We start from the raw sequence: 24653 nt of genomic DNA on the forward strand, positions 1-24653 counted from the left end.
GTTACCACGTCTGGCGGGGCCCGGACTTGCTCCGGGCGACCTCCCGGGCGCGTTCCATGAGCGGTTTGACGGACCGGGCCGACGCGTGCGGCCGGATCCGGCGGCGCATGATGTCGACATGCTCGTCGCCCCGTGCCGTCGAGAGCTGGACGTAGTCGTCGAGGAACCGGTGCCAGGTGGCACACGCGGCGTCCAGATGTCCGAGTTCGAACTGCCGCTGCGCCAGCAGCCCATGGGAGTGCGCACGGCCCTGGCGCTCCTGGCGTGGCTGGAGCTTCAGGCACTCCTCCATCGCGCGGATCGATCCGGTGAGGTCCTTGAGCTCGTACAGCACGTGCGAGACGTGGAACTGATAGGCGCTGGTGTCGTAGCCGCCGATGGCCTCACGCCGGGAATCGGCCTTCGAGAGGGCGCTTTCCGTTTCCCGGAGCCGGGCGAAGGCGGTGTGCCGGTCCCCGGTCATGGACGCGGCGTGGGCCTGTTGCCCGGCGAGGAACGCCCGAAGGCGCGGCCCTGCCTTCGGTGACGCTTCGGCGGCCGCGTCGGCGAGCTGCAGGGCCTTGGTGCCGTGACCCAGGTTCGAGGCCTGGAGGCTCATGCCCCGCAGGGTGCGGCAGTACGTGACGTGGTCCTCGGCGGCACCGGCCAGCTTGAGGGCCTTGGTGTAGTAGCGCTGCCCGAGGCCGTGCTGACGCTCGTACATCGCCATCCAGCCCGTCAGGTAGACGAGGTCGGAGGCGGCGGCGAGCATGCCCTTGCGTACACGTTCGGTACCCGCGGCCTGGAGGTAGGGGGCCACCGTGTTGACCAGGAAGGCCGCCGCCATGGGGCGGGCGTGGCCTCCCCCGAGCTCGTCGAGGATGTCGGCGATCTTCTCGGTCATGGTCCGGACGGTCGCCACCTCGGCTTCGCCGATCCGTGTGGTCCTGCCGGTGGCGGCATGGGCCGGACGGCCCGCGAGCTCCGGGAACATCGGTACGGCCAATACGGCCGAGTACACGCCGGCGGCGAGAACACCTCTGCGCGACGGGTCCATGTCGGCCCGCCCGATGTCGAGCAGCTCCTCGACAGTGCTCCCGCCGTCGTCCTCCGCGTCCGGGCGGGTCAGTCCGGCCTCGTCGTAGGCGACAGGCCGTTCGAGGCGCCGAGCGAAGGCTTCGAGGATGACGGGCCTGACCTGGGCCCGTGGCATCGTCCCGGACAGCCAGTGCGACACCGCCGACTGGTCGTAGCGCAGCGACAACCCGATTTCGTTACCGATGCGGTTGACTGCCATGGCGAGTTGACCGCGTGACCATCGCGCCTGGTCGAGCAGGGCGCTCAAACCGGTGTTCGGAGTGCGTGGGCTGCTCGCCATGTTCTCAACTCCTGCCGGATTTCATGGCTTTCACGTTCACGCTCCCTCCACACAGTACCGGGAAGGCCGATCGGTGGAGTTACCTCGCTGTGCGAACCGTACTCAGGAAGGGATCAGAACCGTGACGCGGCAGGACCTCATCGATGTCATCGGCCGTGCGCTCATGCCCACGGCCGTGCTCCCCCGAGCCGAGGAGGTCCGGGAGCTGACCGAACGGCTGCGTGACCACGTGACGCGATTGGCGCGGGAGGTCGAGGACCGTACCGGAGCCATGACTCCCTCCACCGACGAGAGGCGGCATGCGACGTCGGCCGTGGAGGACGCGCGCCGCGAACTCGGCGCCGGCCCGGGTCCGGGCCTGCGCTCGGCCGTTGCCCATATGCAGAACCTCGCGCGCGTCTGCCAGAGGCTGCGCTGTCACTCGTCGTCCGGGGCGGCTCGGTCCGCCGAGCCGAGACGGACGTCACCGCGTGCCAGGAACGGCCAGGACCAGGCCCCGCCCGTGTCGGGCAGCGGCACGTGCCGGAACGGCATGTGACGATGTTGCCCGAGAACGTCTCCCGCACTGCGGCGCACCTCACTCTGCCCGCCACCGAGCGCGCGCCCGCAACGGCCCGCGTCTACGCCCGGAAGGCCGTCGAACACGCCGTGTCCGACCCGGACGACGAGTACGCGTTCGCCGTCATGCTGGTCGTGTCCGAGCTCGTGACCAACGCGGTTCGCTACGGCAGCGAGCCGGGTGACCACCTGCGCGTCATCGTCCACGCCACCGACACCCGCACCCGTATCCAGGTCCACGACCCCGTGCGCCGTGAGCCGCGGTTGAGACCCGAGAGCGACGAGCGATGCCGGGGCCGCGGCCTCTACATCGTCGACGCCCTGGCCACATGGGGGAGCACCCGCAGGCCGTTCGGCAAGGCAGTGTGGGCAGAGGTGAAGTCCCAGTGACGGTACGGATCACGCCCAGCCTCGGATTGCTCACCGGCCTCACCTACAGCCACGGAATCCACCACGCCGACACCGGCCTGGTCGCCCACCTCCTGCTGACTCACGAACCGCCCCGGCGGCTCGGCGAAACCGTGGAGTGGATCGAGGCCGGAATGCGCGCCCTGTCCTTCTGCCTGGGGCTGGGGCCCATCGAGGAGGGACCCCGCTATGTCGGATCGCGCATATCGCTGCACCACGGCACCGTCCGTCTCGACTACGGGGACGATTGGTGGGAACTCCGCATCCCCGGCACCGGACGGGAATGGCAGAAGCACGTCGCCGTCGGAGGCCCTGTGCGCCTGACCCTCTCGTTCGAGCCGACCCCCGTCGGCCGCGCTCGACAAGACCTCTTCCGGTTCATCGAGGCCGGTGCCCAGGCCGGCACGGTCCGATGGGGCACCACCCGCGCGCGCCCACGCTCCCGCCTCACCGTACGAATGAGCCACCCCGGAGTCTGATCGCCCCGGACCGACCCACCTGCCGCTCGCTCCTACCGGGCGCATCTCCGCCCTACCCGCCGACGGCAGCAACGCCATAGGGCCGTGGCGGTGCATCACCGCACAGTCCTGTCCGTCTCCGTCTCCGAAACGGAAAGGCACGTGATGTTCGACTACGCCGACCGATTCCCCACCGGAACCCCGCTCCCACAGGGGCACCGGACCCCCACCCCGTGGGCGCTGCGCCGCATCGCCCCGTACCCCCGGCCGAGGTGCATCAGTACGCTCACATCGAGTTGCACGCCGACACGCAGACGGCCCGCTACCTCGACGCTTTCGGTGCCGTCGTGATGGTGCCGGGGCACGGCACGTCGTCCGGCACCAATCCGCCAACGGGTACGACCGGCCAGGGCGACCGCAACAGCGACTCCCCCGACAGCGACACGGGGAACGACACCGACCAGTGACCGACCCCCGCCCGGTCGCGGTCGTGACCAACCTCGACGACCCGACCGCCGATCTCGTCATCGCCGAGCTGCACGACCGGGGAGTCCCGGTCGTGCGGTTCGACTCCGGTGACTTCCCCGCCACTCTCGCGTGTTCCGCCTTTATCGGCGGCAAGGCCCAGCAGTGGCACGGAAGCGTGCAAACTCCGACCCGCACCGCCGAACTCGGCACTGTCCGGTCCTTGTACTACCGGCGCCCCTCCGGGTTCGCCTTTCCCCACCTCGACGTCAGGGACGCCCGGTTCGCCGTCGCTCAAGCCCGTTACGGCCTCGGCGGCGTCCTCGCCTCGCTCCCCGGCTGCCTGTACGTCAACCACCCCCACCGCATCGGCGACGCCGAGTACAAACCCGCCGGCCTGGCCGCCGCCGCGCACCTTTTCCAAGCACAGGTGGACAAGGCCGCGGACGTCCACGTGACCGTGGTCGGGGAGCGAGTTTTCGCGGTGCGCGTCGACTCCGGACTGCTCGACTGGCGCATCGACTACAGCACCCACACGTACACCCCTGTCGTCCCGCCGCCGGACGTCCGAAGCGCGCTCTTCGCTTACCTTCGGCACTTCGGGCTCGTCTTCGGCGCATTCGACTTCGCGCTCACCCCCTCGGGCGAGTGGACGTTCATCGAGTGCAACCCCTCCGGGCAATGGGCATGGATGGAACCCCCCACGGGACTCCCATGACCACAGCCGTCGCCGATCTTCTGGAACGAGGCACGCATGGCACCTGACGTCGAATCCATCGCAACCAAGCTGCGGCAACAGCTCGCGGCCGGGCTCGCCGACGACGGTTGGCTGCGCACCCCGGGATGGCGCGCGGCCGTCGAGGGCGTTCCCCGGCACGAGTTCGTCCGGTGCTTCTACCGCGAGACCGACGCTCCCGGCCTGACGACGTGGACGCCCGTCACGGCCGGCATCGTCGGTGTCGAGGAATGGCTGCGGCAGGCGTACGCCGACGAAACCCTCGTCACACAGTTCGACGGCCAAGAGATCGACTGGAGTGATCCCCGGCCCATCCAGGGCGCGCACCCGACGTCGTCCTCGACCCTGCCGGCGCTCGTCGTGCACATGCTGGAAGAACTCCAGGTGCACGACGGTATGAGCGTGATGGAGGTCGGTACCGGCACCGGATACTCGGCCGCGCTCATGTGCCACCGACTGGGCCCGGAACGGGTCACCTCGGTCGAGACCGATCCCGACGTCGCAGCACGCGCCCGCGCCGCGCTCGGCCGCTGTGGGTACGCTCCCCGGCTCATCGTCGGCGACGGCATGGCCGGGGCTCCCGGGGGCGCCCCCTACGACCGGACGATCGCCACCTGCGGTGTGCGCCACGTCCCCTGCACCTGGGTGCGGCAGACCCGCTCCGGCGGGCTCGTCCTCGCCACCCTCCGCGGCTGGATGCGCTCACTCGGGCTGGTCCGCCTCACCGTGGACCGCGAGGGGTGCGCCGAGGGCCGGTTCATCGACGGCGACGCGAGTTTCATGATTGCCCGGCAGCAGGACGCCCCCGGAAACCTCGGCGTGATTCCCGCACCGGACGACGGCACTCCGCGCAGTACCCGCTATGGACCCGACACGCTGACCACGGCCGGCAGCGGGTTCATGGCGCAACTCGCCATGCCAGGCGCCCGCTTCTTCTCCATGCCGGCCGACGACGGCACGCCCTGCACGTATGTGCTCGATGCCACGGACGCATCCTTCGCCGTCCTCACGCCCAAGGGCGACGACGCGTGGAACGTCCGCCAAGGCGGCCCCGTCGCTCTGTGGGACATGCTGGAAAACGCGCTCGACACCTGGCGTGCGGCCGATTCCCCGATGCCGACGGAGTTCGGCGTCACCGTCACGGAAAAGAGTCAGTGGGCGTGGCTCGGCGCACCGGACGGGCCGAGCTGGCGCCTGCCGACAACCAGCCCGTCCGGCGTCCGAGGGCAACCGCGCGGAGCGGTTCGTACCCCCGCTCGCTAACCCGCGAGTACCGCCCGCAGTCGCTCCAACCCCCAGTCCAGGTCCTCCTTGGAGATCACGAGCGGCGGTGCGATCCGGATCGTCGATCCGTGGGTGTCCTTCACCAGTACCCCCCGCTCCATGAGCCGCTCGGAGACCTCGCGGGCGGTGCCGAGCGACGGGGCGATGTCGACGCCGGCCCAGAGGCCCCGGCCGCGGACCGCCTCCACGGCGCCCGTGCCGACGAGCAGGCCCAGCTCGTGGTGGAGGTGCTCGCCGAGGCGGGTGGCGCGCTCCTGGTATTCACCCGTCTTGAGGATGGCGATGACCTCCAGGGCGACGGCGCAGGCGAGCGGGTTGCCGCCGAAGGTGGAGCCGTGCTCGCCGGGACGGAAGACGCCGAGGACGTCACGGTCGGCGACGACGGCCGAGACGGGGACGACGCCACCGCCGAGGGCCTTGCCCAGGACGTACACGTCGGGCACGACGTCCTCGTGTTCGCAGGCGAACGTGCTGCCGGTGCGCCCGAGGGCGGACTGGATCTCGTCGGCGACGAACAGCACGTTCCGCTCGGCGGTCAGCCGCCGCACCCCGGACAGGTAGCCGGGCGGCGGGACGAGCACGCCCGCCTCGCCCTGGATCGGCTCCAGGAGCACCGCCACCGTGTTCTCGTCCACGGCCGCCTCCAGGGCGGCCAGGTCCCCGTAGGGCACGATCTCGAAGCCGGGGGTGTAGGGGCCGTAGTCGGCCCTGGCCTCGGGGTCGGTGGAGAAGCTGACGATGGTGGTGGTGCGGCCGTGGAAGTTGTTGTCGGCCACGATGATCTTCGCCCGGCCGTCCGGCACACCCTTGACCCGGTACCCCCACTTCCGGGCGGTCTTGACGGCGGTCTCGATCGCCTCCGCGCCGGTGTTCATCGGCAGCACCATGTCCTTGCCGCAGAGCGCGGCGAGCTCGGTACAGAACTCGGCATACCGGTCGTGGTGGAACGCCCGGGACGTGAGGGTCACCCGTTCGAGCTGTGCCTTGGCGGCGTCGAGGAGACGGCGGTTGCCGTGGCCGAAATTGAGTGCCGAGTACCCGGCGAGCATGTCGAGGTAGCGGCGTCCCTCGACGTCGGTCATCCACGCGCCCTCCGCGGTCGCCACCACGACCGGCAGGGGGTGGTAGTTGTGCGCGCCATGGGCCTCGGCGGCGGCGATGCTGCGTTCGGTGGCGTTCAACGTGTGCTCCGTTCGGGTCGGGGCATGCGGTTGTCCGCCTTTCTAACACCGACGCAGCCACCGCCGGACCGAGTCGGCGCCGGTACCTGAGAGAATGTGCGCATGGCCCTTGATCGTCCGCGCGCCCTGTCCGGTATCCAGCCCACCGCCGGCTCCTTCCACCTCGGCAACTACCTCGGTGCCATCCGGCAGTACGTGGCGCTGCAGGAGACGCACGACGCGTTCTACATGGTCGTCGACCTGCACGCGATCACCGTCCCGCAGGACCCCGCGGAGCTGCGCGCCAACACCCGCGTCGCCGCCGCCCAACTGCTCGCCGCCGGCCTCGACCCGGAGCGCTGCACGCTGTTCATCCAGAGCCACGTCCCCGAGCACGCGCAGCTCGGCTGGGTGATGAACTGCCTCACCGGTTTCGGCGAGGCGTCCCGGATGACCCAGTTCAAGGACAAGTCGGCCAAGCAGGGCGCCGACCGGACGACGGTCGGCCTCTTCACGTACCCGATCCTCCAGGTCGCCGACATCCTGCTCTACCAGGCGGACGCCGTCCCGGTCGGCGAGGACCAGCGCCAGCACATCGAGCTGACCCGCGACCTCGCCGAGCGCTTCAACGGCCGGTTCGGGGACACCTTCACGCTGCCCGCCGCGCACATCGTCCGCGAGACGGCGAAGATCTACGACCTCCAGGACCCGACCGCCAAGATGAGCAAGTCGGCGTCCACCACCAAGGGCCTGATCAACCTGCTCGACGAGCCCAAGGTCTCCGCGAAGAAGATCAAGAGCGCCGTCACCGATACCGACACGGTGATCCGCTTCGACCCCGAGGAGAAGCCGGGCGTCAGCAACCTGCTCACGATCTACTCCACGCTCACCGGGACGGGAATCGCGGAACTGGAGCAGAAGTACGAGGGCAAGGGCTACGGTGCGCTCAAGACCGACCTCGCCGAGGTGATGGTGGAGTGGGTGACGCCGTTCCGTGCCCGTACACAGGAATATCTGGACGACCCGGAGACGCTGGACTCTGTCCTGGCCAAGGGCGCCGAGAAGGCCCGCGCGGTCGCGGCCGAGACCCTCGCCCAGGCGTACGACAAGGTGGGCTTCCTGCCCGCCAAGCACTGAGCCGCACGGCACCGAGCCGCACCGGCACCGGACGGCGCCGGCGTGAGAAGTCCGTCACACCGGACAAGTCCGGACGGCCCGAAGGCGCAGGGAGGACGGCCGTCCTCCCGCGCCCGGGACCAGGACACCTGGCAGGGGACGCGGCGCAGCCGCCACACTGACCACGGGGACCTACAGGCGCACAGGAGGGAGAACTCGATGGGGACCGTAACGCTCGGCGTTTCGATCGCGGTCCCGGAGCCGTACGGCAGCTTCCTCCAGAAGCGCCGCGAGGGCTTCGGGGACCCCCACGCGCACGGCATCCCCACCCACGTCACCCTCCTGCCACCCACCGAGGTCGAGGCGTCGTCGCTCCCCGTGATCGAGGCGTATCTCGCCGAGGTCGCCGCGGCCGGCCGCCCGTTCCCCATGCGGCTGTCCGGGACGGGCACCTTCCGCCCGCTCTCGCCGGTGGTCTTCGTCAACGTGGTGGAGGGCTCCTCCGCCTGCTCCTGGCTGCAGAAGCGGATCCGGGACGCGGCCGGCCCGCTGGCCCGCGAGCTCCAGTTCCCGTACCACCCGCACGTGACCGTCGCCCACGGCATCTCCGAGGAGGCCATGGACCGGGCCTACGAGGAACTGGCGGACTACGAGGCGGCCTGGACGATCGACGGCTTCGCCCTGTACGAGCAGGGGGCCGACGGCGTCTGGCGGCTGGACCGCGAGTACCCCTTCGGCCGGCCCGGCCCCGTCCCGGCCGCCCTGCCCCGCCAGACGGGCGCGTCCCGGCCGCCGGCCGCCTCCCGCTGAGCGCCGTGGGCGCGTGCGCGGGGGAGCGCACCCCCTCAGGGCGGTGAGCGACGCCCGCACGGGGTAGACGTGGATCATGGACTGGTTGATCCGGCTGCCGGTGGTGGGGCCCGCCGCGGCCCGGCTGACGCGGACGCACGCGTGGCGCTCGTACGAGACCCTGGACCGCGTGAAGTGGACGCGGCTCGCCGCGGCGATCACCTTCACCAGTTTCGTCGCCCTGTTCCCGCTGCTCACCCTGGGCGCCGCCGTCGCCGCCTCGATACTCAGCGACAAGCAGGTGCAGGACCTGGAGCGGAAGCTCGCCGAGCAGGTGCCCGGCATCTCCAACGCGCTCGACATCGGCTCGCTGGTGGACAACGCCGGCACCGTCGGCGTCGTGGCCGGTGCCCTGCTGCTGTTCACCGGCGTCAACTGGATCGGCACGCTCCGCGAGTGCCTGCGGGCCGTGTGGGAGCTGGAGGAGAGTCCGGGCAACCCGTTCCTGCTGCGGCTGAGGGACGCGGGGGTGCTGCTCGGCCTCGGCGGGGCGACCCTGCTGTCCCTCGGCTGCTCGACGTTCGCCACGACGGCCGTCACCTGGTCGGCGGACAAGACCGGGCTGCCCACCGCCGGTGCCGGCGGAGCCCTGCTGACCGCCGCCGGGTTCTGCGCCGCCGTGCTCGCCGACTTCCTCCTGCTGCTCTACGTCCTCACCCGGCTGCCCCGCGTCCAGCCCCGCCCCCGCACCCTGCTGGTCGCCGCGCTGCTCGGCGCGGTCGGCCTGGAGGTGCTCAAGCTGGTGATCGGCGGCTATCTGAGCGGTGTGGCGGCCAAGAGCATGTACGGCGCGTTCGGCACCCCGATCGCCCTGCTGCTGTGGATCAACTTCATAGCGAAGCTGCTGCTGTTCTGCGCCGCCTGGACGGCCACCACGCGGCACGACAAGTCCGACGCGGACCTGCTGGCGGAGGACGCGAAGAAGTGACGGCCGGGCGCCTCCGGCGCGGGGAGGCGCCCGGCCACCGGAACGGTCCCCTCAGGACCGACCGGGAAGCCGGTGGAGCCCGCTCAGGACCGGCCGCCCCGCCGCTTGGCCAGGTCCGGCAGCGGCCACCGGCGGTGCACCACGTACGCCGCCGCGGCCAGCGCCACCACCGAGGCGCCGGTGATCCCCACGGCCGTCCACATCCCGCCGCCGCCCGAGCCGGACGACCCGGCGACCGACGCCTGCGCCTTGTCCCCGGCCTGGCCCCCGGACTTCCCGCCGTCCTTCCCGGGCGCGTTCAGCGGCGCGACGAGCGTGCCGACCGGCTTGACGTGGCCGGTCGCCTCGAAGCCCCAGTCCAGCAGGTGCGCCGCCTCCTTGTAGACCTCGTTGGGCTCCTTGGTCTCCGGGTTCATCACGGTCACCAGGAGCTTGCGGTCACCGTGCTGGGCGACGCCGGTGAAGGTGTTCCCGGCGTTGGTCGTGGACCCGTTCTTCACCCCCGCGATGCCCTTGTAGAAGGGCACGCCCTGGCCGGTGAGCAGCCGGTTGGTGTTCTGGATGCCGAAGGTCTCCCGCTTCCCGTCCTTCCGCTCCTCGCCGGGGAACTGGGCGGTGGCGGTCGAGCAGTACTTCCGGAAGTCCGGCTTCTGGAGGCCGGAGCGGGCGAACAGCGTGAGGTCGTACGCGCTGGAGACCTGCCCGTCGGCGTCGTAGCCGTCGGGGGTGACGACGTGGGTGTCGTTCGCCTGGAGCTCCTCGGCGTGCGCCTGCATGTCCCGGACGGTCTGCTGCACACCGCCGTTCATGGCGGACAGCACGTGCACCGCGTCGTTGCCCGAGCGGAGGAAGACCCCGAGCCAGAGCTCCTCGACCGAGTAGGTCGAGTCCTCCTTGAGCCCGACCTGGCTGCTGCCCTCGCCCATGCCCTCCAGATCGGCCGGCACCACCTTGTGCCGCTGCTCCTTGGGGAACTTGGGCAGCAGGGTGTCGGCGAAGAGCATCTTCAGCGTGGAGGCCGGGGCCAGCCGCCAGTGGGCGTTCTTCGCCGCCAGGACCTCGCCGGACTCGGCGTCGGCGATCAGCCAGGCGTCCCCGCTCAGGTCCTTCGGCAGCTCGGGCGCGCCCGGCCGCGGCAGCACCTGGACACCCGGTTTGCCCAGCAGCTCGCCGCCGACCTCGGACATCTTCGCGGGGGGCTGTTTGGGCGGCCGGCCCTTGCCGTCGGCCGGCGTCCCGCTCGGCTTCCCGCTGGGCGTCCCTCCGGGGGACGCGCCGGGGCCGGTCCTCGGGCTCCCGGGAGCGGACGGGGTATGGCTGGCGGAAGGGGCGGGCGGGGCCGCGAGCGCCGGGGCCGCGGCGGCCAGGGGGAGTAGGAACGAGGCGGAGGCGGCCGCCAGGGCCGCGCCACGGCGGCGGGCCGTCGCTGAGCGCGTCGCGTTCGGTGATGTCGTCATCGGCACGCCGGTGAACGTACCGTTCCGCCCGCTCCCCGAGGGCGAGCCGGTGGCCCGGGCTTCCGCCGAGGACCCGATAGGACCAGTGCGTACTCCGGATCGCATACTGAAACCCATGGTGAAACCCTCCGGCTCGACAGCCCCTCGCACCCCCGCGTCCCTCTCCCGCCCCGTCTCCTGGTTCCTGCTCGCCTTCGGCGTATGGAGCTGGTTCATCTGGATCACTTTCGCAAAGAATCTGTGGAAGGACGGGAGCGGGCTCGCCTTCGACGACGCGGGGGAGCCGACCGCGTACTTCTGGGTGCATCTGCTGCTGGCGGTCACCTCTTTTCTTCTGGGGACGGTCATCGGCCTCATCGGGTTGCGTGGAGTCAGGGCGTTGCGGCGCACCTCATAGCGGTTCCCCGAGTACGGCCCCTGACAGCCTGTCGGCCCCGGAAGTCGATCACTTGGCCGATTCCCCGGACGTACGCGCGCCGGTGTGTTTAGGTGAGGCGCGTCACGGAAAGGGGGCGCAGCCATGCGTGGGGTCCGGAGGCGAAGCCGCAGCAAGGTCGTTGTGGCGGCGTTGGCGCTGATGTCGGTGGGGCTGAGCGGTTGTTCGAGCCTGTCGTCGGACGACGGGGACGAGAAGCCGATCGTCGTGGGGACGACGGATTCGGCCATGGGACTGGATCCGGCCGGCGTCTACGACGTCGGATCGTGGTCGCTTTTCGGCAACGTCTACCAGACGTTGCTGACGTTCACGCCGGGCACCGACAAGCCGACGCCCGACGCCGCCAAGAGCTGCGGCTTCAAGGATGTCGAACGGCGGACGTACAGCTGCACCCTGCGGTCCGGGCTGAAGTTCGCCAACGGGCACGATCTCACCGCCCAGGACGTCAAGTTCTCCTTCGACCGGATCCTGCGCATCAAGTCCGACCAGGGGCCCGCGGTGCTGCTGGAGACGCTGGAGTCGGTGCGCACCGAGGGGAACGACACGGTGGTCTTCCGGCTGCGCACGCCGGACGCCACCTTCCCGTCCAAGATCGCTTCCGGGGTGGGGTCGATCGTGGACAGCCGTACCTACCCGGCCGACAAGGTGCGGACGGGCAACGAACTGGACGGTTCCGGTCCGTACCGGCTGATGGACTTCCAGCCGGACGGCAAGGTCGAGTTGAGGCCCAACCCGCACTACAAGGGCGCCAACCGGACGTCCGGAAACCCGGTCACCGTACGGTACTTCGGCAAGCCCAAGGACCTCATGGCCGCCTGGAAGCGGCAGGACATCGACGTCGCCTCCCGCGATCTGCCGGCCGCCGACGTCGCCGAACTCTCCCTGGGGGACAACGACTTCAGGGTCACCGAGAACGCCTCGGCGAGCACCCGTTTCCTGGTCTTCAACCTGAAGAGCAAGTCCCCGGTGAAGGACGTCGCCGTCCGGCGCGCGGTCGCGTCCGTCCTGGACCGGGTGGCGGTGGCGCGGGACGTCCACCACCGGACGGTCGAACCGCTCTACTCCCTCATCCCGCAGGGCCTCTTCGGGCATACGACGTCCTTCTTCGACCGCTATCCGCGCCCGGACGCGGAGGCCGCCGCCCGGCTGCTGCGGTCGGCGGGCGTGACGGCGCCGGTGCGCTTCAAGCTGGCCTATTCCAAGGGTGTCTCCACGGACGAGGAGACGGCGCTGATCAAGAAGCAACTGGAGTCCACGGGCCTGTTCCGGATCGACACGGAACACGTGGAGTGGTCGCGGTTCCAGCAGGGCCGGGCCAAGGGCGAGTACGACGCGTACCTCCTGGGGTGGGTCGCGGACTACCCGGACGCCGACACGTTCACCAGCCCGCTCGTGGGCACCGGGAACACGCTCTACTCGGGCTACTCCAACGACCGGATCGACAAGCTGATCCGGGACGCCCAGCGGAACGGCCGGCGGGACGGGAGCACGGACGACTACCGGACCATCCAGAAGATCATCGCGGAGGATGTGCCGCTGCTGCCGCTGTGGCAGAGGAAGGAGTTCGTGGTGAGCAAGGAGTCCATCTCGGGGGCGCAGTACCTGAGGGACGGCTCGGGGCTGTGGCGGCTGTGGCGCCTGGACAGGATCTGACCGGCCGGTCCCTCCCCGGCTCGACCTGACAGACTCCGCCGCCGGCCCGCGGTTCGCGCGCCGGCGGCGGACCGCTTCCCTCCGGTCACCGGGCCCCGCACCCGGAACCCAAGCCTCCGCGCCGCCCGTCCGACCGCCTTGACCTCGACCGGAGTTGAGGTTGTTGAGTGGTGGGCATCGGCCCGGACGGGCCGGGGCTCGGAACAAGGCAAGGAAAGCGGTATTCACCATGGCAACGACCAGCGAATTCCACGATGTCGTCCCCGCCGATGTCGCCATCGCCGTACGCGACGTCGTCCGCTCGCTCCAGGACGCGTTCAACGCCAAGGACGCGACGGCCCTGGCCGACTGCTACGCCCGGAACGCCACCTGGACCAACGCCATGGGGAAGCGCCTCACCGGCCGCGAGGAGATCACCGAGCTGTCCCGGAAGGTGTTCCCCGTCCTGCCGGACCAGCCGGTCCGCTACGACGTCGTCCGGATGTTCGCCATCCGGCCCGAGGTGATCGCCGTCAACGTCGTCCAGACGCCGGTCTCCCCGGCGGGCGACCCCGTCGAGGGCGCCAAGGGCGCGCCGCTCTACGTCATATCCAAGGAGGAGGACGGCTGGAAGATCATCGCCGGGATGAACGGCTTCCTCACCGACCCGGCGACGGACTGAAGCGTCCCTTGGGCCTCCTGACGCCGGTCGCTTGACTTCGAGTGTGCTCGAACTCCTAACGTCTGAGACGACAGCGCAGCACAACCGCCCCAGGAGGCACCGGTTATGACCAGCATTCCCACCCGACGGCTCGGCGGACTCACGGTCGGCGCCCAGGGCCTCGGCTGCATGGGCATGAGCCACGCGTACGGCGCGTCGGACGACGCCCAGTCGATCGCCACCCTGCACCGAGCCCTGGACCTGGGCGTCACCCTCCTCGACACCTCCGACTTCTACGGCAAGGGCGACAACGAGGAGCTGATCGGCCGGGCCCTCGCCGCCCCCGGGCGGCGCGAACAGGCGGTCGTGGCCACCAAGTTCGGCTTCGCCAACCGGCTGGGCGAGCCCACGGTGATCCGTGGTGACGCGGCGTACGTCCGGCAGGCGTGCGAGGCGTCGCTGCGCCGGCTCGGCCTCGACCACATCGACCTCTACTACGTGCACCGGGTCGACCGGAACGTGCCCATCGAGGAGACCGTCGGGGCGATGGCCGAGCTGGTGGCGGAGGGCAAGGTGCGCCACCTCGGCCTCTCCGAGGCGAGCGCCGCCACCATCCGGCGGGCGCACGCCGTCCACCCGATCGCCGCGCTGCAGAGCGAGTGGTCGCTCTGGACCCGCGACATCGAGGCCGAGGTGCTGCCCGTCTGCCGCGAACTCGGCATCGGAATCGTCCCGTTCTCGCCCCTCGGCCGGGGCTTCCTCACCGGCCGCTACACCTCGCTCGACGCCCTGGAGCAGACGGACATGCGCCGCACCCAGCCGCGCTTCGCCGACGGCAACCTGGAGAAGAACCTGGCCATCGTCGAGCGGCTGGAGGCGCTGGCCGCGGAGAAGGGCGTCACCGCCGGCCAGCTCGCCCTCGCCTGGGTCCAGCACCGCGGCGACGACGTCGTCCCGATCCCGGGCACCCGCCGCGAGAAGTACCTGACGGAGAACGTCGCCGCCGCGTCCCTGGAGCTGTCCGCGGACGACCTCGCCGCCATCGACGCGGCGGCCCCGGCCGAGGCGGTCGCCGGCTCGCGCTACGACGAGACGAGCCTGACCTTCGTCAACGCCTGACCCCGGGCCCGGCGGCCGCGTCCCGGCGCGGCCGCCGCCGGAGGGCCATCGCCGCCCCGGCGAGGGCCGCCGCCACCACGACGGCGCCCGTCCAGCCCAGCGCGGTGACGTCGGCCCCGTTCGCCAGCAGCCGCGAACCGCCCCATGAACCCGCCGCGTTGCCCAGGTTGAAGGCGGAGGTGTTGGCGGCCACGGCCAGCGCCGACCCGCCGCCGGCCGCGCCGAGTACCCAGGACTGCAGCGGTGGCACCAGGGCGCCGGACGCGGCCCCGATCAGCAGGATCGCCACCGGGACGGCGGCCTTCGCCTCGGCGACGGCACTGACCAGCGCGAGCGCCCCGGCGAGCACCGTGAGCGAGACCACCAGGGTGCCGCGCAGCGACCGGTCCGCGTACCGCCCGCCGACCGCGTTGCCCGCGAACCCGCCCAGGCCGAAGAGGAACAGCAGGACGGTCGTGGCGGTCGCGCCGTACCCCGTCGTGTCCCGCAGCAGCGGAGCGACGTAGCTGTAGAGCAGGAACCAGCCCGCCTGTGAGACGGCGGTGACGCCCAGGGCGCAGATCACCTGAGGCCGTGCCAGCACCCGGGCACCGGCGGTCCGCGCTCCCGCCGGGCCCCGGGTGACCGAGCGCGGCACCAGAGTCACCAGGGCCGTGAGCGCCACCGCCGCCGCGGCCGTCACGCACCAGAACGTCGCGCGCCAGCCCCACTGCTGCCCGACGGCCGTGCCGACCGGCCCGCCGAGGACCGTCGCCAGCCCCAGCCCGCCGGACACCCAGGCGATGGCGGTCCCCTGGCGGCCGGGGGGCGACATGCGGACGGCGATGAGCACGCAGACCGCGGCGAAGGTGCTGTGCGTCAGGGCGCCCAGTGTCCGCGCGGCCATGAGCAGCGGGAACGAGGGGGCGATCGCGCCCAGGACGTTGGCCGCGGCGAAGACGGCCAGCAGCGCCGCCGCCAGGGTCCGCGGCGCCACCCGGGCGGTGAGGGCCGTGACGACCGGGCCGCCGACGGCGACGACCAGGGCGTACGCGCTGAGCAACTGCCCGGCCGTCGCCACCGGGACGCGCAGGTCCCGGGAGACGTCCAGCAGCAGCCCGACGAGCGCGAACTCGGCGGAGCAGAGGGCGAAGGCGGCGAACGCGAGCGCCGCCAGGGCCGCGACCGGGACGGTCGCGGGCGGTGGTGGCGGCGCCGGGTCACGGTCGTGCGGGGCGGTGGTGGACGAGGACGCCGAGGCGGATGACAACGGTGGTGCTCCCTCCCTGATTAGGTCGAAACGCTGTATGTCGAAACGACCTATCTCGGAGTCTAGGGATATGCTCTCTGTTCATGTCAAGCCTGTTGGACCTCGCCATCCTGGGCTTCCTCCACGAGGAACCCCTGCACGGCTATGAGTTGCGCACCCGTATCGCCCGTCTCACCGGGCACGTCAAGGCGATCAGCCACGGCACCCTCTACCCGGCGATCAAGCGCATGGAGGCGGCCGGGCTGCTCGTCCGGGAGGCGCAACAGGGAGCGGTGGCGGCGCCGCGGCACGTGCTCAGCCTGACCGAGGAGGGCCGGCGGACGTTCCTGGAGCGGCTGCGGCGGCCCGAGGAGCCGTTCGTCACCGACGAGAACCGGTGGTTCGTGCTGCTCGCCTTCCTGCGCCACCTGCCGGACCGGCAGGCGCAGGCGGACGTCCTCCGCAGGCGGCTGGCGTTCCTTCGTGAACCGAGCAGCTTCTTCTACGACGGCGACCGGCCGCTGGGCGTCGAGGACGTGGACGACCCCTTCCGGCGCGGCGTCCTCGCCATCGCCCGCGCCACCTCACGGGCCGAACTCGCCTGGCTGGAGGAGACGATCGCCGAGCTGGAACGGCCGGCGTGAACGCCGAAGGGCCCCCGCTTCCGGGAGGAAGCGGGGGCCCTTCGTACGGCTGGGGGGATCAGAAGCGGCGCGTGATCAGCGCCCGCTTGACCTCCTGGATCGCCTTCGTCACCTCGATGCCGCGCGGGCAGGCGTCGGTGCAGTTGAAGGTGGTCCGGCAGCGCCAGACGCCGTCCTTGTCGTTCAGGATCTCCAGCCGCTGCTCGCCGGCCTCGTCACGCGAGTCGAAGATGAAGCGGTGGGCGTTGACGATCGCCGCCGGGCCGAAGTACTGGCCGTCGTTCCAGAACACCGGGCACGAGGACGTGCACGCGGCGCACAGGATGCACTTGGTGGTGTCGTCGAAGCGCTCGCGGTCCTCGGCGGACTGCAGGCGCTCGCGCGTCGGCTCGTTGCCCTTGGTGATCAGGAACGGCATCACGTCCCGGTACGCCTGGAAGAAGGGCTCCATGTCGACCACGAGGTCCTTCAGGACCGTGAGGCCCTTGATGGGCTCCACCGTGATCGGCTTGTCCGGGTTGATGTCCTTGATCAGGGTCTTGCACGCGAGGCGGTTGCGGCCGTTGATGCGCATGGCGTCGGAGCCGCAGATGCCGTGGGCGCAGGACCGGCGGAAGGTCAGCGAACCGTCCAGGTCCCACTTGATCTTGTGCAGACCGTCGAGCACGCGCTCCTTCGGGTCGATCTCGACCTCGAAGTCCTGCCAGGTCGCCTCGGCGGAGACCTCCGGGTTGAACCGGCGGACGCGGAAGGTGACCGTGATGTAGGGGGAGGCCTTGCTCGCGGCCTCCACCTTGTCTTCGATCGCGGTGCTCATCAGTACTTACGCTCCATGGGCTGGTAGCGGGTCTGCACGACCGGCTTGTAGTCGAGCCGGATCGAATCCCTGCCGTCCGCGTCGACCTCGCGGTACGCCATGGTGTGGCGCATGAAGTTGACGTCGTCGCGGTTGGGGTAGTCCTCGCGGTAGTGACCACCGCGGGACTCCTTGCGCGCGAGCGCGGAGACCGCCATGACCTCGGCCAGGTCGAGCAGGTTGCCCAGCTCGATGGCCTCCAGCAGGTCGGTGTTGAAGCGCTTGCCCTTGTCCTGGATGGACACGTTCTTGTAGCGCTTGCGCAGCTCGGCGATCTTCTCGACGGCCGTCTTGATGGTCTGCTCGGTGCGGAAGACCATGACGTTGGCGTCCATGGTCTCCTGCAGCTCCTTGCGGAGCTCGGCGACCCGCTCGGTGCCCGTGGACTCGCGCAGCCGCTCGACCTGCTCCCGGACGAACGCGGCCGGGTCCTCCGGCAGCTCGACGAAGTCCGCCTTGTGGGCGTACTCCGCGGCGGCGATGCCCGCGCGCTTGCCGAAGACGTTGATGTCCAGCAGCGAGTTGGTGCCCAGGCGGTTGGCGCCGTGGACGGAGACGCAGGCGACCTCGCCGGCGGCGTACAGGCCCGGGACGACGGTGTCGTTGTCGGCCAGCACCTCGCCCTCGACGTTGGTCGGGATGCCGCCCATCGCGTAGTGCGCGGTGGGCTGGATCGGGATCGGGTCCGTGTAGGGCTCGATGCCGAGGTAGGTGCGCGCGAACTCGGTGATGTCCGGCAGCTTGGCGTCCAGCTGCTCCGGCGGCAGGTGCGTCAGGTCGAGGTAGACGTGGTCGCCCTCGGGACCGCAGCCGCGGCCCTCGCGGATCTCCGTGTAGATGGAGCGCGAGACGACGTCACGGGACGCGAGGTCCTTCATGACCGGCGCGTACTTCTCCATGAAGCGCTCGCCGTCCTTGTTGCGGAGGATGCCGCCCTCACCGCGGGCGCCCTCCGTCAGCAGGATGCCCATGCGCCAGATGCCCGTCGGGTGGAACTGGAAGAACTCCATGTCCTCCAGCGGCAGGCCGCGCCGGTAGCAGGCGGCCTGGCCGTCACCGGTCAGGGTGTGCGCGTTGGAGGTCACCTTGAAGAACTTGCCGGTGCCGCCGGAGGCGTAGATGACCGACTTGGCCTGGAAGACGTGGATCTCGCCGGTGGCCAGCTCGTAGGCGACCACACCGGCGGACTTCTTGACGCCGTCCACCTCGGTGATCAGCTGGTCGAGGACGTAGAACTCGTTGAAGAACTCCACGCCCTCCTTGACGCAGTTCTGGTACAGCGTCTGGAGGATCATGTGGCCGGTGCGGTCCGCGGCGTAGCAGGACCGGCGGACCGGGGCCTCGCCGTGGTTGCGCGAGTGACCGCCGAAGCGGCGCTGGTCGATGGTGCCGTCCGGGGTGCGGTTGAACGGCAGGCCCATCTTCTCCAGGTCGAGGACCGCGTCGATGGCCTCCTTCGCCAGGATCTCGGCGGCGTCCTGGTCGACCAGGTAGTCACCGCCCTTGACCGTGTCGAAGGTGTGCCACTCCCAGTTGTCCTCCTCGACGTTGGCGAGGGCGGCGGCCATGCCGCCCTGGGCCGCGCCGGTGTGGGAGCGGGTGGGGTACAGCTTGGTGAGCACCGCGGTGCGGCTGCGCTTGGTCGACTCGATGGCCGCGCGCATGCCGGCGCCACCGGCGCCGACGATGACGGTGTCGTACTTGTGGATCTTCATGGTCGCGTCAGCCCCGGGCTCTAGCGGATGTTCGGGTCGAAGGTGAAGATCACCAGCGTGCCCAGCAGGACGGTGAACACCGTGGCGGTGTACAGCAGCATCTTCAGCCAGAAGCGGGTGGTGTCCCGCTCCGCGTAGTCGTTGATGACCGTACGGAGGCCGTTGGCGCCGTGCAGCATGGCGAGCCACAGCATGATCAGGTCCCACGCCTGCCAGAACGGCGAGGCCCAGCGGCCGGCCACGAAGGCGAAGCCGATCTTGGTGACGCCGCCGTCCAGCACCAGCTGGATCAGCAGGTGGCCCAGGACCAGGACGACGAGCACGATGCCGGACAGCCGCATGAACAGCCAGCCGTACAGCTCGAAGTTGGTGCGGGTCGCCTTCGGCGTCTTCTTGGTGCGCTTGCGGGGCGCCTCGATGACCGGCGCCGGGTTGTCGACGTCGTAGAGGGAGACGCCTTCGGCGGTCGCGGGGGTGGTTTCAGCGGACATGTCTTGCGTCAGCTCCCGAACAGCGTGTGCAGCGTGTGGCTGAGCACGGGGTAGAAGGCGCCGGCCATCAGGACGACCCAGACGCCCACGACGGTCCACAGCATCTGCTTCTGGTACCGCGGGCCCTTGGACCAGAAGTCCACCGCGATGACGCGGAGGCCGTTGAGCGCGTGGAAGAGGATGGCGGCGACGAGGCCGTACTCCATCACGTTGACGACGGGTGTCTTGTACGTCGCGACGACGTTGTCGTACGCCTCCGGGGAGACGCGGACGAGAGCGGTGTCCAGGACGTGCACGAACAGGAAGAAGAAAATGAGGACGCCGGTGACTCGGTGAGCCACCCAGGACCACATGCCTTCCCGACCGCGGTACAGCGTTCCAGCCGGCACGGAAAACCCTCCGGGAGCGGGGATTGGGGCCTGCCGGCTTCACTGTCGGTCGGGCCCGGCCGGGTACGGTCCACCGGCCCTGGCCATCGTAGCGACGCCTTGTCGGTTCGGTCGCGCGGGGTCGGTCAGGTGTGATCAAACTGGCATGTACGGGTCGGCGGTGGTGGACGAGAGCCGCGTGGGGCGCCATGGTTGGCCGAATGGCCCTGGATCGCTGCCGGAAATTCACCTATACGGGGGAATTGTCGGGTGGGTATTCGAGGTCGTCGGCGGCGGAAAGAACTATCTTTTCCGCGATTGGGAGGTTTTGCTCCATGGGACTGCCTGTCAGAATCACCCGTATCGCCCGTGTCGACCTTTTCGGGCGGCGTAGGCGTGTCGCGCCGCGCCGGCCGTACGCCGTCCTCGCGCTCCTCGCCGCCGCGCTCGCCCTGCCGGTCGCCGCCGGCTGCGCCCACGACGGCGGGGCGGCCTCCGGGTCCTCCGGCCGGACCGCCGGCGACGACGACCGCTCCACCCAGGCGGCGGCGCCCTCCTCCGCCACTCGGATCACACCGGTCACCGGCACTCCGCGGACCGTCCCGGCCGTCCGCTCCTTCACCGCCCGCGGCGGCCCCGGCTGGCGGCCCTCCTCCGCCGTCCGCGTCGTCACCGACACCGACGGGCCCCTCGCCGACGAGGCCCGGCTGCTGGCGGGCGAGCTCAAGGTCACCATCGCCCCCGGGCCGGCCCGCGCCGGCGACGTCGAACTCGCGCTCCGCCCCGGCCAGCGCGGCGGCCCCGAGAGCTACGAGCTGACCACCCGCGACGGCCGGGTCCTCATCACCGCCCCCGACGAGGCCGGCGTCTTCTACGGCACCCGCACCCTCGTCCAGTCCGTCCGCTCCGGCGGCGGCGTCCCCGAGGGCGTCATCGCCGACGCCCCCGACCGGCCGCAGCGCGGACTCCACCTCGACATCGCGCGCAAGCACTTCACCGCCGAGTGGATCGAGGCCCGGCTGCGCGAGATGGCCGACCTCAAGCTCAACCAGCTCGGCCTGCACTTCTCCGACGACCAGGGCTTCCGGATCGAGAGCGCGAGCCACCCGGAGATCGTCTCCCCGGAGCACCTCACCAAGGCCGAGGTCCGCCGCATCGTCGCCCTCGCCACGTCGCTCCACATCACCGTCATCCCCGAGATCGACTCGCCGGGCCACCTCGGCGCCGTCCTCAAGGCACACCCGGACCTCCAGCTCAGGGACGCCACCGGCACCCCCTCCCGGGGCGCCGTCGACATCTCCCTGCCGGGCGCGGCGGGGATCGTCGACGACCTGCTGCGCGAGTTCACCCCCCTCTTCCCCGGCCCGTACTGGCACCTGGGCAGCGACGAGTACCGCGCGCTGATGGCCCGCGACCCGCAGGGGTCCTACCCGCACCTCGCCGACCTCGCCCGGCAGCGCTACGGCTCGCAGGGCCGGGTGCAGGACCTGGCCACCGCCTGGCTCAACGACCGGGCCGCGGTCGTGCGCTCCCTCGGCAAGAAGGCCAAGGCGTGGAACGACGGCTTCTTCCGCGGCGGCCTCGTCGCCCCCGACCAGGCCATCGAGGTCGAGTACTGGACCGGCCGCGAGCTCGGCGCCCGGGACCCGCAGGAATACCTGAACGAGGGACGCACGGTCGTCAACCTCAACGACCAATACCTCTACTACGTGCTCGGGGAACCGAACGAGTTCCGCTACCCCACCGGCGAGCTGATCTACAAGGAGTGGTCCCCGGCCGTGCTGCGCGGCACCGCCCCCGTGGCCGCCGGGACGGCGGACCCGCGCCGGGTGCCGGGCGGCCGGTTCGCCGTCTGGTGCGACCACCCCGACGCCCAGACCCCCGACCAGGTGGCAAACGGAATCCGGCTGCCGCTGGCCGCCGTCGCGCAGCGGCTGTGGGACCCGCGCCCGCCGAAGCTGCCCTGGCAGGACTTCGCGGCCCTGTACACCGCCGTCCGAGGGGGCTGAAGTCCCGCTACCGAGTGGGCTTTCGACCGGTTTGCCGGGCCTTGGGGGCGCCCTGAGGGCGGGCGCTCCCCACACACCTCCAAAGCGGGCTAGCCTCCGGGTTGAACCATGCGCGGCGTCCGGTCGTTGTCCAACCGGAAGGCATCGGCCGGTGCGCGGCGCAGCTGTCCACGGCGGACGTGCGCGCTCGCGCGCCCATCGCACTGAACGAGGGCCCGGATGAAGATCGAATTCCTGCTGCACAATGCGTACGGCATCGGCGGAACCATCCGTTCGACCGTCAACCTCGCCACCGCCCTCGCCGACCGGCACGAGGTCCGCATCATCAGCGTCAACCGGCCCGTGGACGAGCCCGAGCTCACGATCGACCCGCGCGTCCGGCTGACCCCCCTCGTCGACATGCGCGAGGGCACCGACGGCGACGAGTACGGGGCGCCCCTCAACCAGCGGCCCAGCGAGATCTTCCGCGACGAGCGCATCGACAACGGCCGGATGGCCGCCACCGCCCTCACCGACGAGCGCGTCGCCGCCCACCTCGCGGCCACCGACGCGGACGTCGTGATCGCCACCCGCCCCAAGCTCATCGGCTACCTCGCCCGTTACGGCAGCGACCGCTACCTCCGCCTCGGCCAGGAGCACCTCACCCACGAGGCCCACGTCCCCGAGCTGCACGCCGTCATGGACCCGGCCATCGCCGCCCTCGACGCCTTCGTCACCGTCTCCGAGGCCGACGCCGGCCACTACCGCGACGCCCTGCCCGCCGACCGCCGCGCGCGGGTGCTGTCCGTCCCCAACGCCGTCCCCGCCCCCGCCGCCGCGCCCTCCGACGGCACCTCGAAGATCATCGTCTCGGCCGGGCGGCTCGTCGGCGTCAAACGCTACGACCGGCTCATCAACGCCTTCGCGAAGATCGCCGACGAGCGCCCCGACTGGCAGCTCCGCATCTACGGCCGCGGCACCTCCAAGGCCAAGCTGCGCCGCCAGATCGAGGAGATGGGCCTCTACGAGCGGATCACCCTCATGGGCGCCCGCTCGCCCATCGAGACCGAGTGGGCCAAGGGCGCCGTCGCCGCCGTCGCCTCCGACGCCGAGTCCTTCGGCATGACCATCGTCGAGGCCATGCACGCCGGACTCCCGGTGATCGCCACCGACTGCCCGTACGGCCCCCGCGAGATCCTCAACGACGGCACCGACGGCATCCTCGTCCCGCTCTCCCCGCAGAGCGAGGCCGACAGCGTCGACGCCTACGCGGAGGCGCTGCTCAAGCTCACCGGCGACGACGGACTCCGCGCCCGGCTCGGCGCCGCGGCCCGCGCCGCCGCCCACCGCTACGAACCCGACGCCATCGCCCGCCGCTACGAGCAGCTCTTCGAGGAACTCCGCCCCGGCTCGACCGCCCCCGCGAAGAAGGGCGGCCTGCTGCGCGGCCTGTTCGGCGGCGGCCGCAAGCAGCAGTCCGCCCCCGCCGCCCCCGCGCCCACCGAGACGGCCAACCCGGAGGCGCGCTGCGCCGTGGCCGCCGACGGCTCCCTCGTCTTCCGGGTGCGCGCCGCGCAGCTCACCGCCGACGACTCCCACCTGCTGCTCCGGCACCGCGGCAGCAAGGGCAAGGAGGCCGTCCGCGTCCCGCTGCGGCGCACCCCGGGCGCCGACTGGGCCGAGGCCCGCGTCGAGCGCGCCGCGCACACCCTGCCCGAGGGCCGCTGGGACAGCTACGCCGAGCGCAAGGCCGACAAGTCGCGGCGCCGGCTGACCGCCGTCCTCGTCGAGCAGCAGGCCCTGCTCGGGCTGGGGCTTCAGACCGGTCCGTCCGGCGTCGCGCCCTGGATCCCGTACGAGACCAGCGACGGCTTCCTGGCCGTCCGCACCTGGCTGCGGGAGCGGCACGCCGAGGTGACGGACGCCCGGGTGGGCTCCGCCGAGGAAGGCGTGGTCACCCTCACGGTCGCCGCTCATGGCGTCGAGCTGCGCGACGGCGCCGAGCTGATCGCCCGGCTGCGCGGCGGCGACGGCGAGGTGGCCGACGTCCGCGCGCCGCTGGAGGGCGGCACGGGCCGGCTGCCGTACGAGCCGATGTGGCGGCGCCGGGGCGAGGAGCAGGACCTGTGGGACCTGTACGTACGCCCCGCCGCGGGCGCCGCTCCGGTCCGGCTCGGCCGGCTGACCGGCGACTTCGCGGACCGCAAGGGCGTCGACACCTTCCCCGCGGCGGACCGGGACGGGGTGCGGCTGCGGCCCTTCTTCACGGTGACGAACGACCTGACGATCTCGGTCAAGGACATCGCCGGGGAGGAGTGACGCGGGCTCCGGGCCCGGGTGCGGGCGAGGAGACGGCCGGGCCACCACCCCCCACAGGAGAGGCCGCGGCCGTCGCCCGCCACGCGCCTGGGTGAGGCGCGCACTTCTCTCAGCGCCGAACGGCCGGATTCCGTCACACCCCGCGCGCGGGGCCGGGGCGCCGACCGGTCCCGGCCGGGGGCGGGGGCCGGCCGGGGTCCCTTCCGGACGCTTTTCGGGCGCCTTCCCGGTGCCTCGGGTGGCCGGTTCCCTCCGGTCGCCCGCTTCGGTCCGGCCCCTCCTGGACGGGAGCGGTCCGTTGCCCGTAACGTGCGGGCCGCGTCGCCCGGTGCGTACGCGACGGCCCGTCGGCCGCCGCCCCGCCCGTCAGGCCGGCGCCGACGAGCAGTCGACTCAACGGCGCCGATCCGCCGGTGCCGT

Annotated in this window: 23 protein-coding genes and 1 pseudogene; 16 read left to right on the forward strand and 8 right to left on the reverse strand. The window is 71.2% G+C overall.

Going from position 1 to position 24653, the window contains the following annotated elements; genetic code table 11:
• Nucleotide 1: 1 nt before the first annotated feature.
• On the reverse strand, nt 2–1357 hold the full coding sequence (locus tag J7W19_RS19890; RefSeq protein WP_040889720.1) for a tetratricopeptide repeat protein: 1356 nt from the start codon (nt 1355–1357) through the stop codon (nt 2–4).
• Between the two features lie 121 nt (nt 1358–1478).
• On the opposite strand from J7W19_RS19890, the gene J7W19_RS19895 reads away from it, so the two are divergent.
• The 6 genes and pseudogenes from J7W19_RS19895 (at nt 1479) to tgmC (ending at nt 5245) form a co-directional block, all read left to right on the forward strand.
• A complete protein-coding gene (locus J7W19_RS19895) occupies nt 1479–1895 on the forward strand; it encodes a DUF6415 family natural product biosynthesis protein (RefSeq protein WP_004944597.1) in 417 nt (138 codons plus the stop codon).
• A 2-nt stretch (nt 1896–1897) separates the two neighbouring features.
• A complete protein-coding gene (locus J7W19_RS19900) occupies nt 1898–2305 on the forward strand; it encodes an ATP-binding protein (RefSeq protein ID WP_063825791.1) in 408 nt (135 codons plus the stop codon).
• Entirely contained in the window at nt 2302–2802 is a 501-nt protein-coding gene (locus J7W19_RS19905; protein ID WP_004944590.1) for a hypothetical protein, read from the forward strand. Before J7W19_RS19900 ends, J7W19_RS19905 begins: the two co-directional genes overlap by 4 nt.
• 251 nt (nt 2803–3053) lie before the next feature.
• Nucleotides 3054–3248, forward strand: coding sequence for a putative ATP-grasp-modified RiPP (locus J7W19_RS33045; protein WP_051072591.1), 195 nt, complete (start codon nt 3054–3056; stop codon nt 3246–3248).
• Nucleotides 3245–4011 (forward strand): annotated as a pseudogene (locus J7W19_RS19915) (MvdC/MvdD family ATP grasp protein). Before J7W19_RS33045 ends, J7W19_RS19915 begins: the two are co-directional and overlap by 4 nt.
• On the forward strand, nt 4001–5245 hold the full coding sequence (gene tgmC, locus J7W19_RS19920; protein WP_004944581.1) for an ATP-grasp peptide maturase system methyltransferase: 1245 nt from the start codon (nt 4001–4003) through the stop codon (nt 5243–5245). Before J7W19_RS19915 ends, tgmC begins: the two are co-directional and overlap by 11 nt.
• Here the strand turns inward: tgmC and rocD are convergent.
• The gene (rocD, locus tag J7W19_RS19925) at nt 5242–6447 is read right to left on the reverse strand and encodes an ornithine--oxo-acid transaminase (RefSeq protein ID WP_004944577.1); all 1206 of its coding nucleotides are present in this window, start codon (nt 6445–6447) and stop codon (nt 5242–5244) included. The two genes, tgmC and rocD, sit on opposite strands and share 4 nt — an antisense overlap.
• Nucleotides 6448–6549: 102 nt before the next feature.
• Here rocD and trpS point away from each other — a divergent pair, with 102 nt between their 5' ends.
• The 3 genes from trpS (at nt 6550) to J7W19_RS19940 (ending at nt 9319) form a co-directional block, all read left to right on the forward strand.
• Entirely contained in the window at nt 6550–7563 is a 1014-nt protein-coding gene (gene trpS, locus J7W19_RS19930; protein ID WP_004944573.1) for a tryptophan--tRNA ligase, read from the forward strand.
• Nucleotides 7564–7761: 198 nt separating this feature from the next.
• On the forward strand, nt 7762–8352 hold the full coding sequence (locus J7W19_RS19935; protein WP_004944570.1) for a 2'-5' RNA ligase family protein: 591 nt from the start codon (nt 7762–7764) through the stop codon (nt 8350–8352).
• Nucleotides 8353–8428: 76 nt separating this feature from the next.
• On the forward strand, nt 8429–9319 hold the full coding sequence (locus J7W19_RS19940; protein WP_004944567.1) for a YihY/virulence factor BrkB family protein: 891 nt from the start codon (nt 8429–8431) through the stop codon (nt 9317–9319).
• A gap of 83 nt (nt 9320–9402) precedes the next feature.
• Here J7W19_RS19940 and J7W19_RS19945 read toward each other — a convergent pair whose 3' ends face one another.
• Nucleotides 9403–10776 carry a D-alanyl-D-alanine carboxypeptidase family protein gene (locus J7W19_RS19945; RefSeq protein WP_236647193.1) on the reverse strand — a complete coding sequence of 458 codons (1374 nt, stop codon included), beginning with the start codon at nt 10774–10776 and terminating at the stop codon, nt 9403–9405.
• A gap of 115 nt (nt 10777–10891) precedes the next feature.
• Here J7W19_RS19945 and J7W19_RS33050 point away from each other — a divergent pair, with 115 nt between their 5' ends.
• The 4 genes from J7W19_RS33050 (at nt 10892) to J7W19_RS19960 (ending at nt 14624) form a co-directional block, all read left to right on the forward strand.
• Nucleotides 10892–11173: an SCO4848 family membrane protein gene (locus tag J7W19_RS33050; protein ID WP_051072590.1), complete on the forward strand. Its 282-nt coding sequence runs from the start codon at nt 10892–10894 to the stop codon at nt 11171–11173.
• A gap of 123 nt (nt 11174–11296) precedes the next feature.
• Nucleotides 11297–12865: an ABC transporter substrate-binding protein gene (locus J7W19_RS19950; protein WP_040889717.1), complete on the forward strand. Its 1569-nt coding sequence runs from the start codon at nt 11297–11299 to the stop codon at nt 12863–12865.
• 229 nt (nt 12866–13094) lie between these two features.
• Nucleotides 13095–13526, forward strand: a complete 432-nt coding sequence (locus J7W19_RS19955; protein WP_004944555.1) for an SgcJ/EcaC family oxidoreductase — start codon at nt 13095–13097, stop codon at nt 13524–13526.
• A 105-nt stretch (nt 13527–13631) separates the two neighbouring features.
• A complete protein-coding gene (locus tag J7W19_RS19960) occupies nt 13632–14624 on the forward strand; it encodes an aldo/keto reductase (RefSeq protein WP_004944551.1) in 993 nt (330 codons plus the stop codon).
• On the opposite strand, the gene J7W19_RS19965 is transcribed toward J7W19_RS19960, so the two are convergent.
• Nucleotides 14614–15873: an MFS transporter gene (locus J7W19_RS19965; RefSeq protein WP_004944548.1), complete on the reverse strand. Its 1260-nt coding sequence runs from the start codon at nt 15871–15873 to the stop codon at nt 14614–14616. The two genes, J7W19_RS19960 and J7W19_RS19965, sit on opposite strands and share 11 nt — an antisense overlap.
• A 92-nt stretch (nt 15874–15965) precedes the next feature.
• Between J7W19_RS19965 and J7W19_RS19970 the strand changes: the two genes are divergently transcribed.
• The gene (locus J7W19_RS19970) at nt 15966–16496 is read left to right on the forward strand and encodes a PadR family transcriptional regulator (RefSeq protein WP_040889732.1); all 531 of its coding nucleotides are present in this window, start codon (nt 15966–15968) and stop codon (nt 16494–16496) included.
• A gap of 58 nt (nt 16497–16554) precedes the next feature.
• On the opposite strand, the gene J7W19_RS19975 is transcribed toward J7W19_RS19970, so the two are convergent.
• The 4 genes from J7W19_RS19975 to sdhC are packed head-to-tail and all read right to left on the reverse strand — an operon-like array spanning nt 16555 to nt 19947.
• On the reverse strand, nt 16555–17313 hold the full coding sequence (locus J7W19_RS19975) for a succinate dehydrogenase iron-sulfur subunit (protein ID WP_004944544.1): 759 nt from the start codon (nt 17311–17313) through the stop codon (nt 16555–16557).
• Nucleotides 17313–19067, reverse strand: a complete 1755-nt coding sequence (sdhA, locus tag J7W19_RS19980) for a succinate dehydrogenase flavoprotein subunit (RefSeq protein ID WP_004944542.1) — start codon at nt 19065–19067, stop codon at nt 17313–17315. Before sdhA ends, J7W19_RS19975 begins: the two co-directional genes overlap by 1 nt.
• Nucleotides 19068–19087: 20 nt before the next feature.
• Entirely contained in the window at nt 19088–19558 is a 471-nt protein-coding gene (locus tag J7W19_RS19985; protein ID WP_004944539.1) for a succinate dehydrogenase hydrophobic membrane anchor subunit, read from the reverse strand.
• An 8-nt stretch (nt 19559–19566) separates the two neighbouring features.
• On the reverse strand, nt 19567–19947 hold the full coding sequence (sdhC, locus tag J7W19_RS19990; protein WP_004944536.1) for a succinate dehydrogenase, cytochrome b556 subunit: 381 nt from the start codon (nt 19945–19947) through the stop codon (nt 19567–19569).
• A 314-nt stretch (nt 19948–20261) separates the two neighbouring features.
• Between sdhC and J7W19_RS19995 the strand changes: the two genes are divergently transcribed.
• Nucleotides 20262–21935, forward strand: coding sequence for a beta-N-acetylhexosaminidase (locus tag J7W19_RS19995; protein WP_004944533.1), 1674 nt, complete (start codon nt 20262–20264; stop codon nt 21933–21935).
• 219 nt (nt 21936–22154) lie between these two features.
• Complete coding sequence (locus J7W19_RS20000) at nt 22155–24233, forward strand: glycosyltransferase (RefSeq protein ID WP_004944531.1); 2079 nt, start codon at nt 22155–22157, stop codon at nt 24231–24233.
• Nucleotides 24234–24653 lie beyond the last annotated feature (420 nt).

The sequence above is a fragment of the Streptomyces mobaraensis NBRC 13819 = DSM 40847 genome (assembly GCF_017916255.1).
Classification (GTDB): domain Bacteria; phylum Actinomycetota; class Actinomycetes; order Streptomycetales; family Streptomycetaceae; genus Streptomyces; species Streptomyces mobaraensis.

Coding starts and splice junctions, on each gene's coding strand:
- J7W19_RS19950 (WP_040889717.1), top strand. CDS start 11,297: ATGCGTGGGGTCCGGAGGCGAAGCCGCAGCAAGGTCGTTGTGGCGGCG.
- J7W19_RS19945 (WP_236647193.1), bottom strand. CDS start 10,776: ATGACGACATCACCGAACGCGACGCGCTCAGCGACGGCCCGCCGCCGT.
- J7W19_RS20000 (WP_004944531.1), top strand. CDS start 22,155: ATGAAGATCGAATTCCTGCTGCACAATGCGTACGGCATCGGCGGAACC.
- J7W19_RS19935 (WP_004944570.1), top strand. CDS start 7,762: ATGGGGACCGTAACGCTCGGCGTTTCGATCGCGGTCCCGGAGCCGTAC.
- sdhA (WP_004944542.1), bottom strand. CDS start 19,067: ATGAAGATCCACAAGTACGACACCGTCATCGTCGGCGCCGGTGGCGCC.
- J7W19_RS19975 (WP_004944544.1), bottom strand. CDS start 17,313: ATGAGCACCGCGATCGAAGACAAGGTGGAGGCCGCGAGCAAGGCCTCC.
- J7W19_RS19985 (WP_004944539.1), bottom strand. CDS start 19,558: ATGTCCGCTGAAACCACCCCCGCGACCGCCGAAGGCGTCTCCCTCTAC.
- J7W19_RS19940 (WP_004944567.1), top strand. CDS start 8,429: ATGGACTGGTTGATCCGGCTGCCGGTGGTGGGGCCCGCCGCGGCCCGG.
- J7W19_RS19955 (WP_004944555.1), top strand. CDS start 13,095: ATGGCAACGACCAGCGAATTCCACGATGTCGTCCCCGCCGATGTCGCC.
- trpS (WP_004944573.1), top strand. CDS start 6,550: ATGGCCCTTGATCGTCCGCGCGCCCTGTCCGGTATCCAGCCCACCGCC.
- J7W19_RS19900 (WP_063825791.1), top strand. CDS start 1,898: ATGTTGCCCGAGAACGTCTCCCGCACTGCGGCGCACCTCACTCTGCCC.
- J7W19_RS19890 (WP_040889720.1), bottom strand. CDS start 1,357: ATGGCGAGCAGCCCACGCACTCCGAACACCGGTTTGAGCGCCCTGCTC.
- J7W19_RS19960 (WP_004944551.1), top strand. CDS start 13,632: ATGACCAGCATTCCCACCCGACGGCTCGGCGGACTCACGGTCGGCGCC.
- J7W19_RS19995 (WP_004944533.1), top strand. CDS start 20,262: ATGGGACTGCCTGTCAGAATCACCCGTATCGCCCGTGTCGACCTTTTC.
- tgmC (WP_004944581.1), top strand. CDS start 4,001: ATGGCACCTGACGTCGAATCCATCGCAACCAAGCTGCGGCAACAGCTC.
- J7W19_RS33050 (WP_051072590.1), top strand. CDS start 10,892: ATGGTGAAACCCTCCGGCTCGACAGCCCCTCGCACCCCCGCGTCCCTC.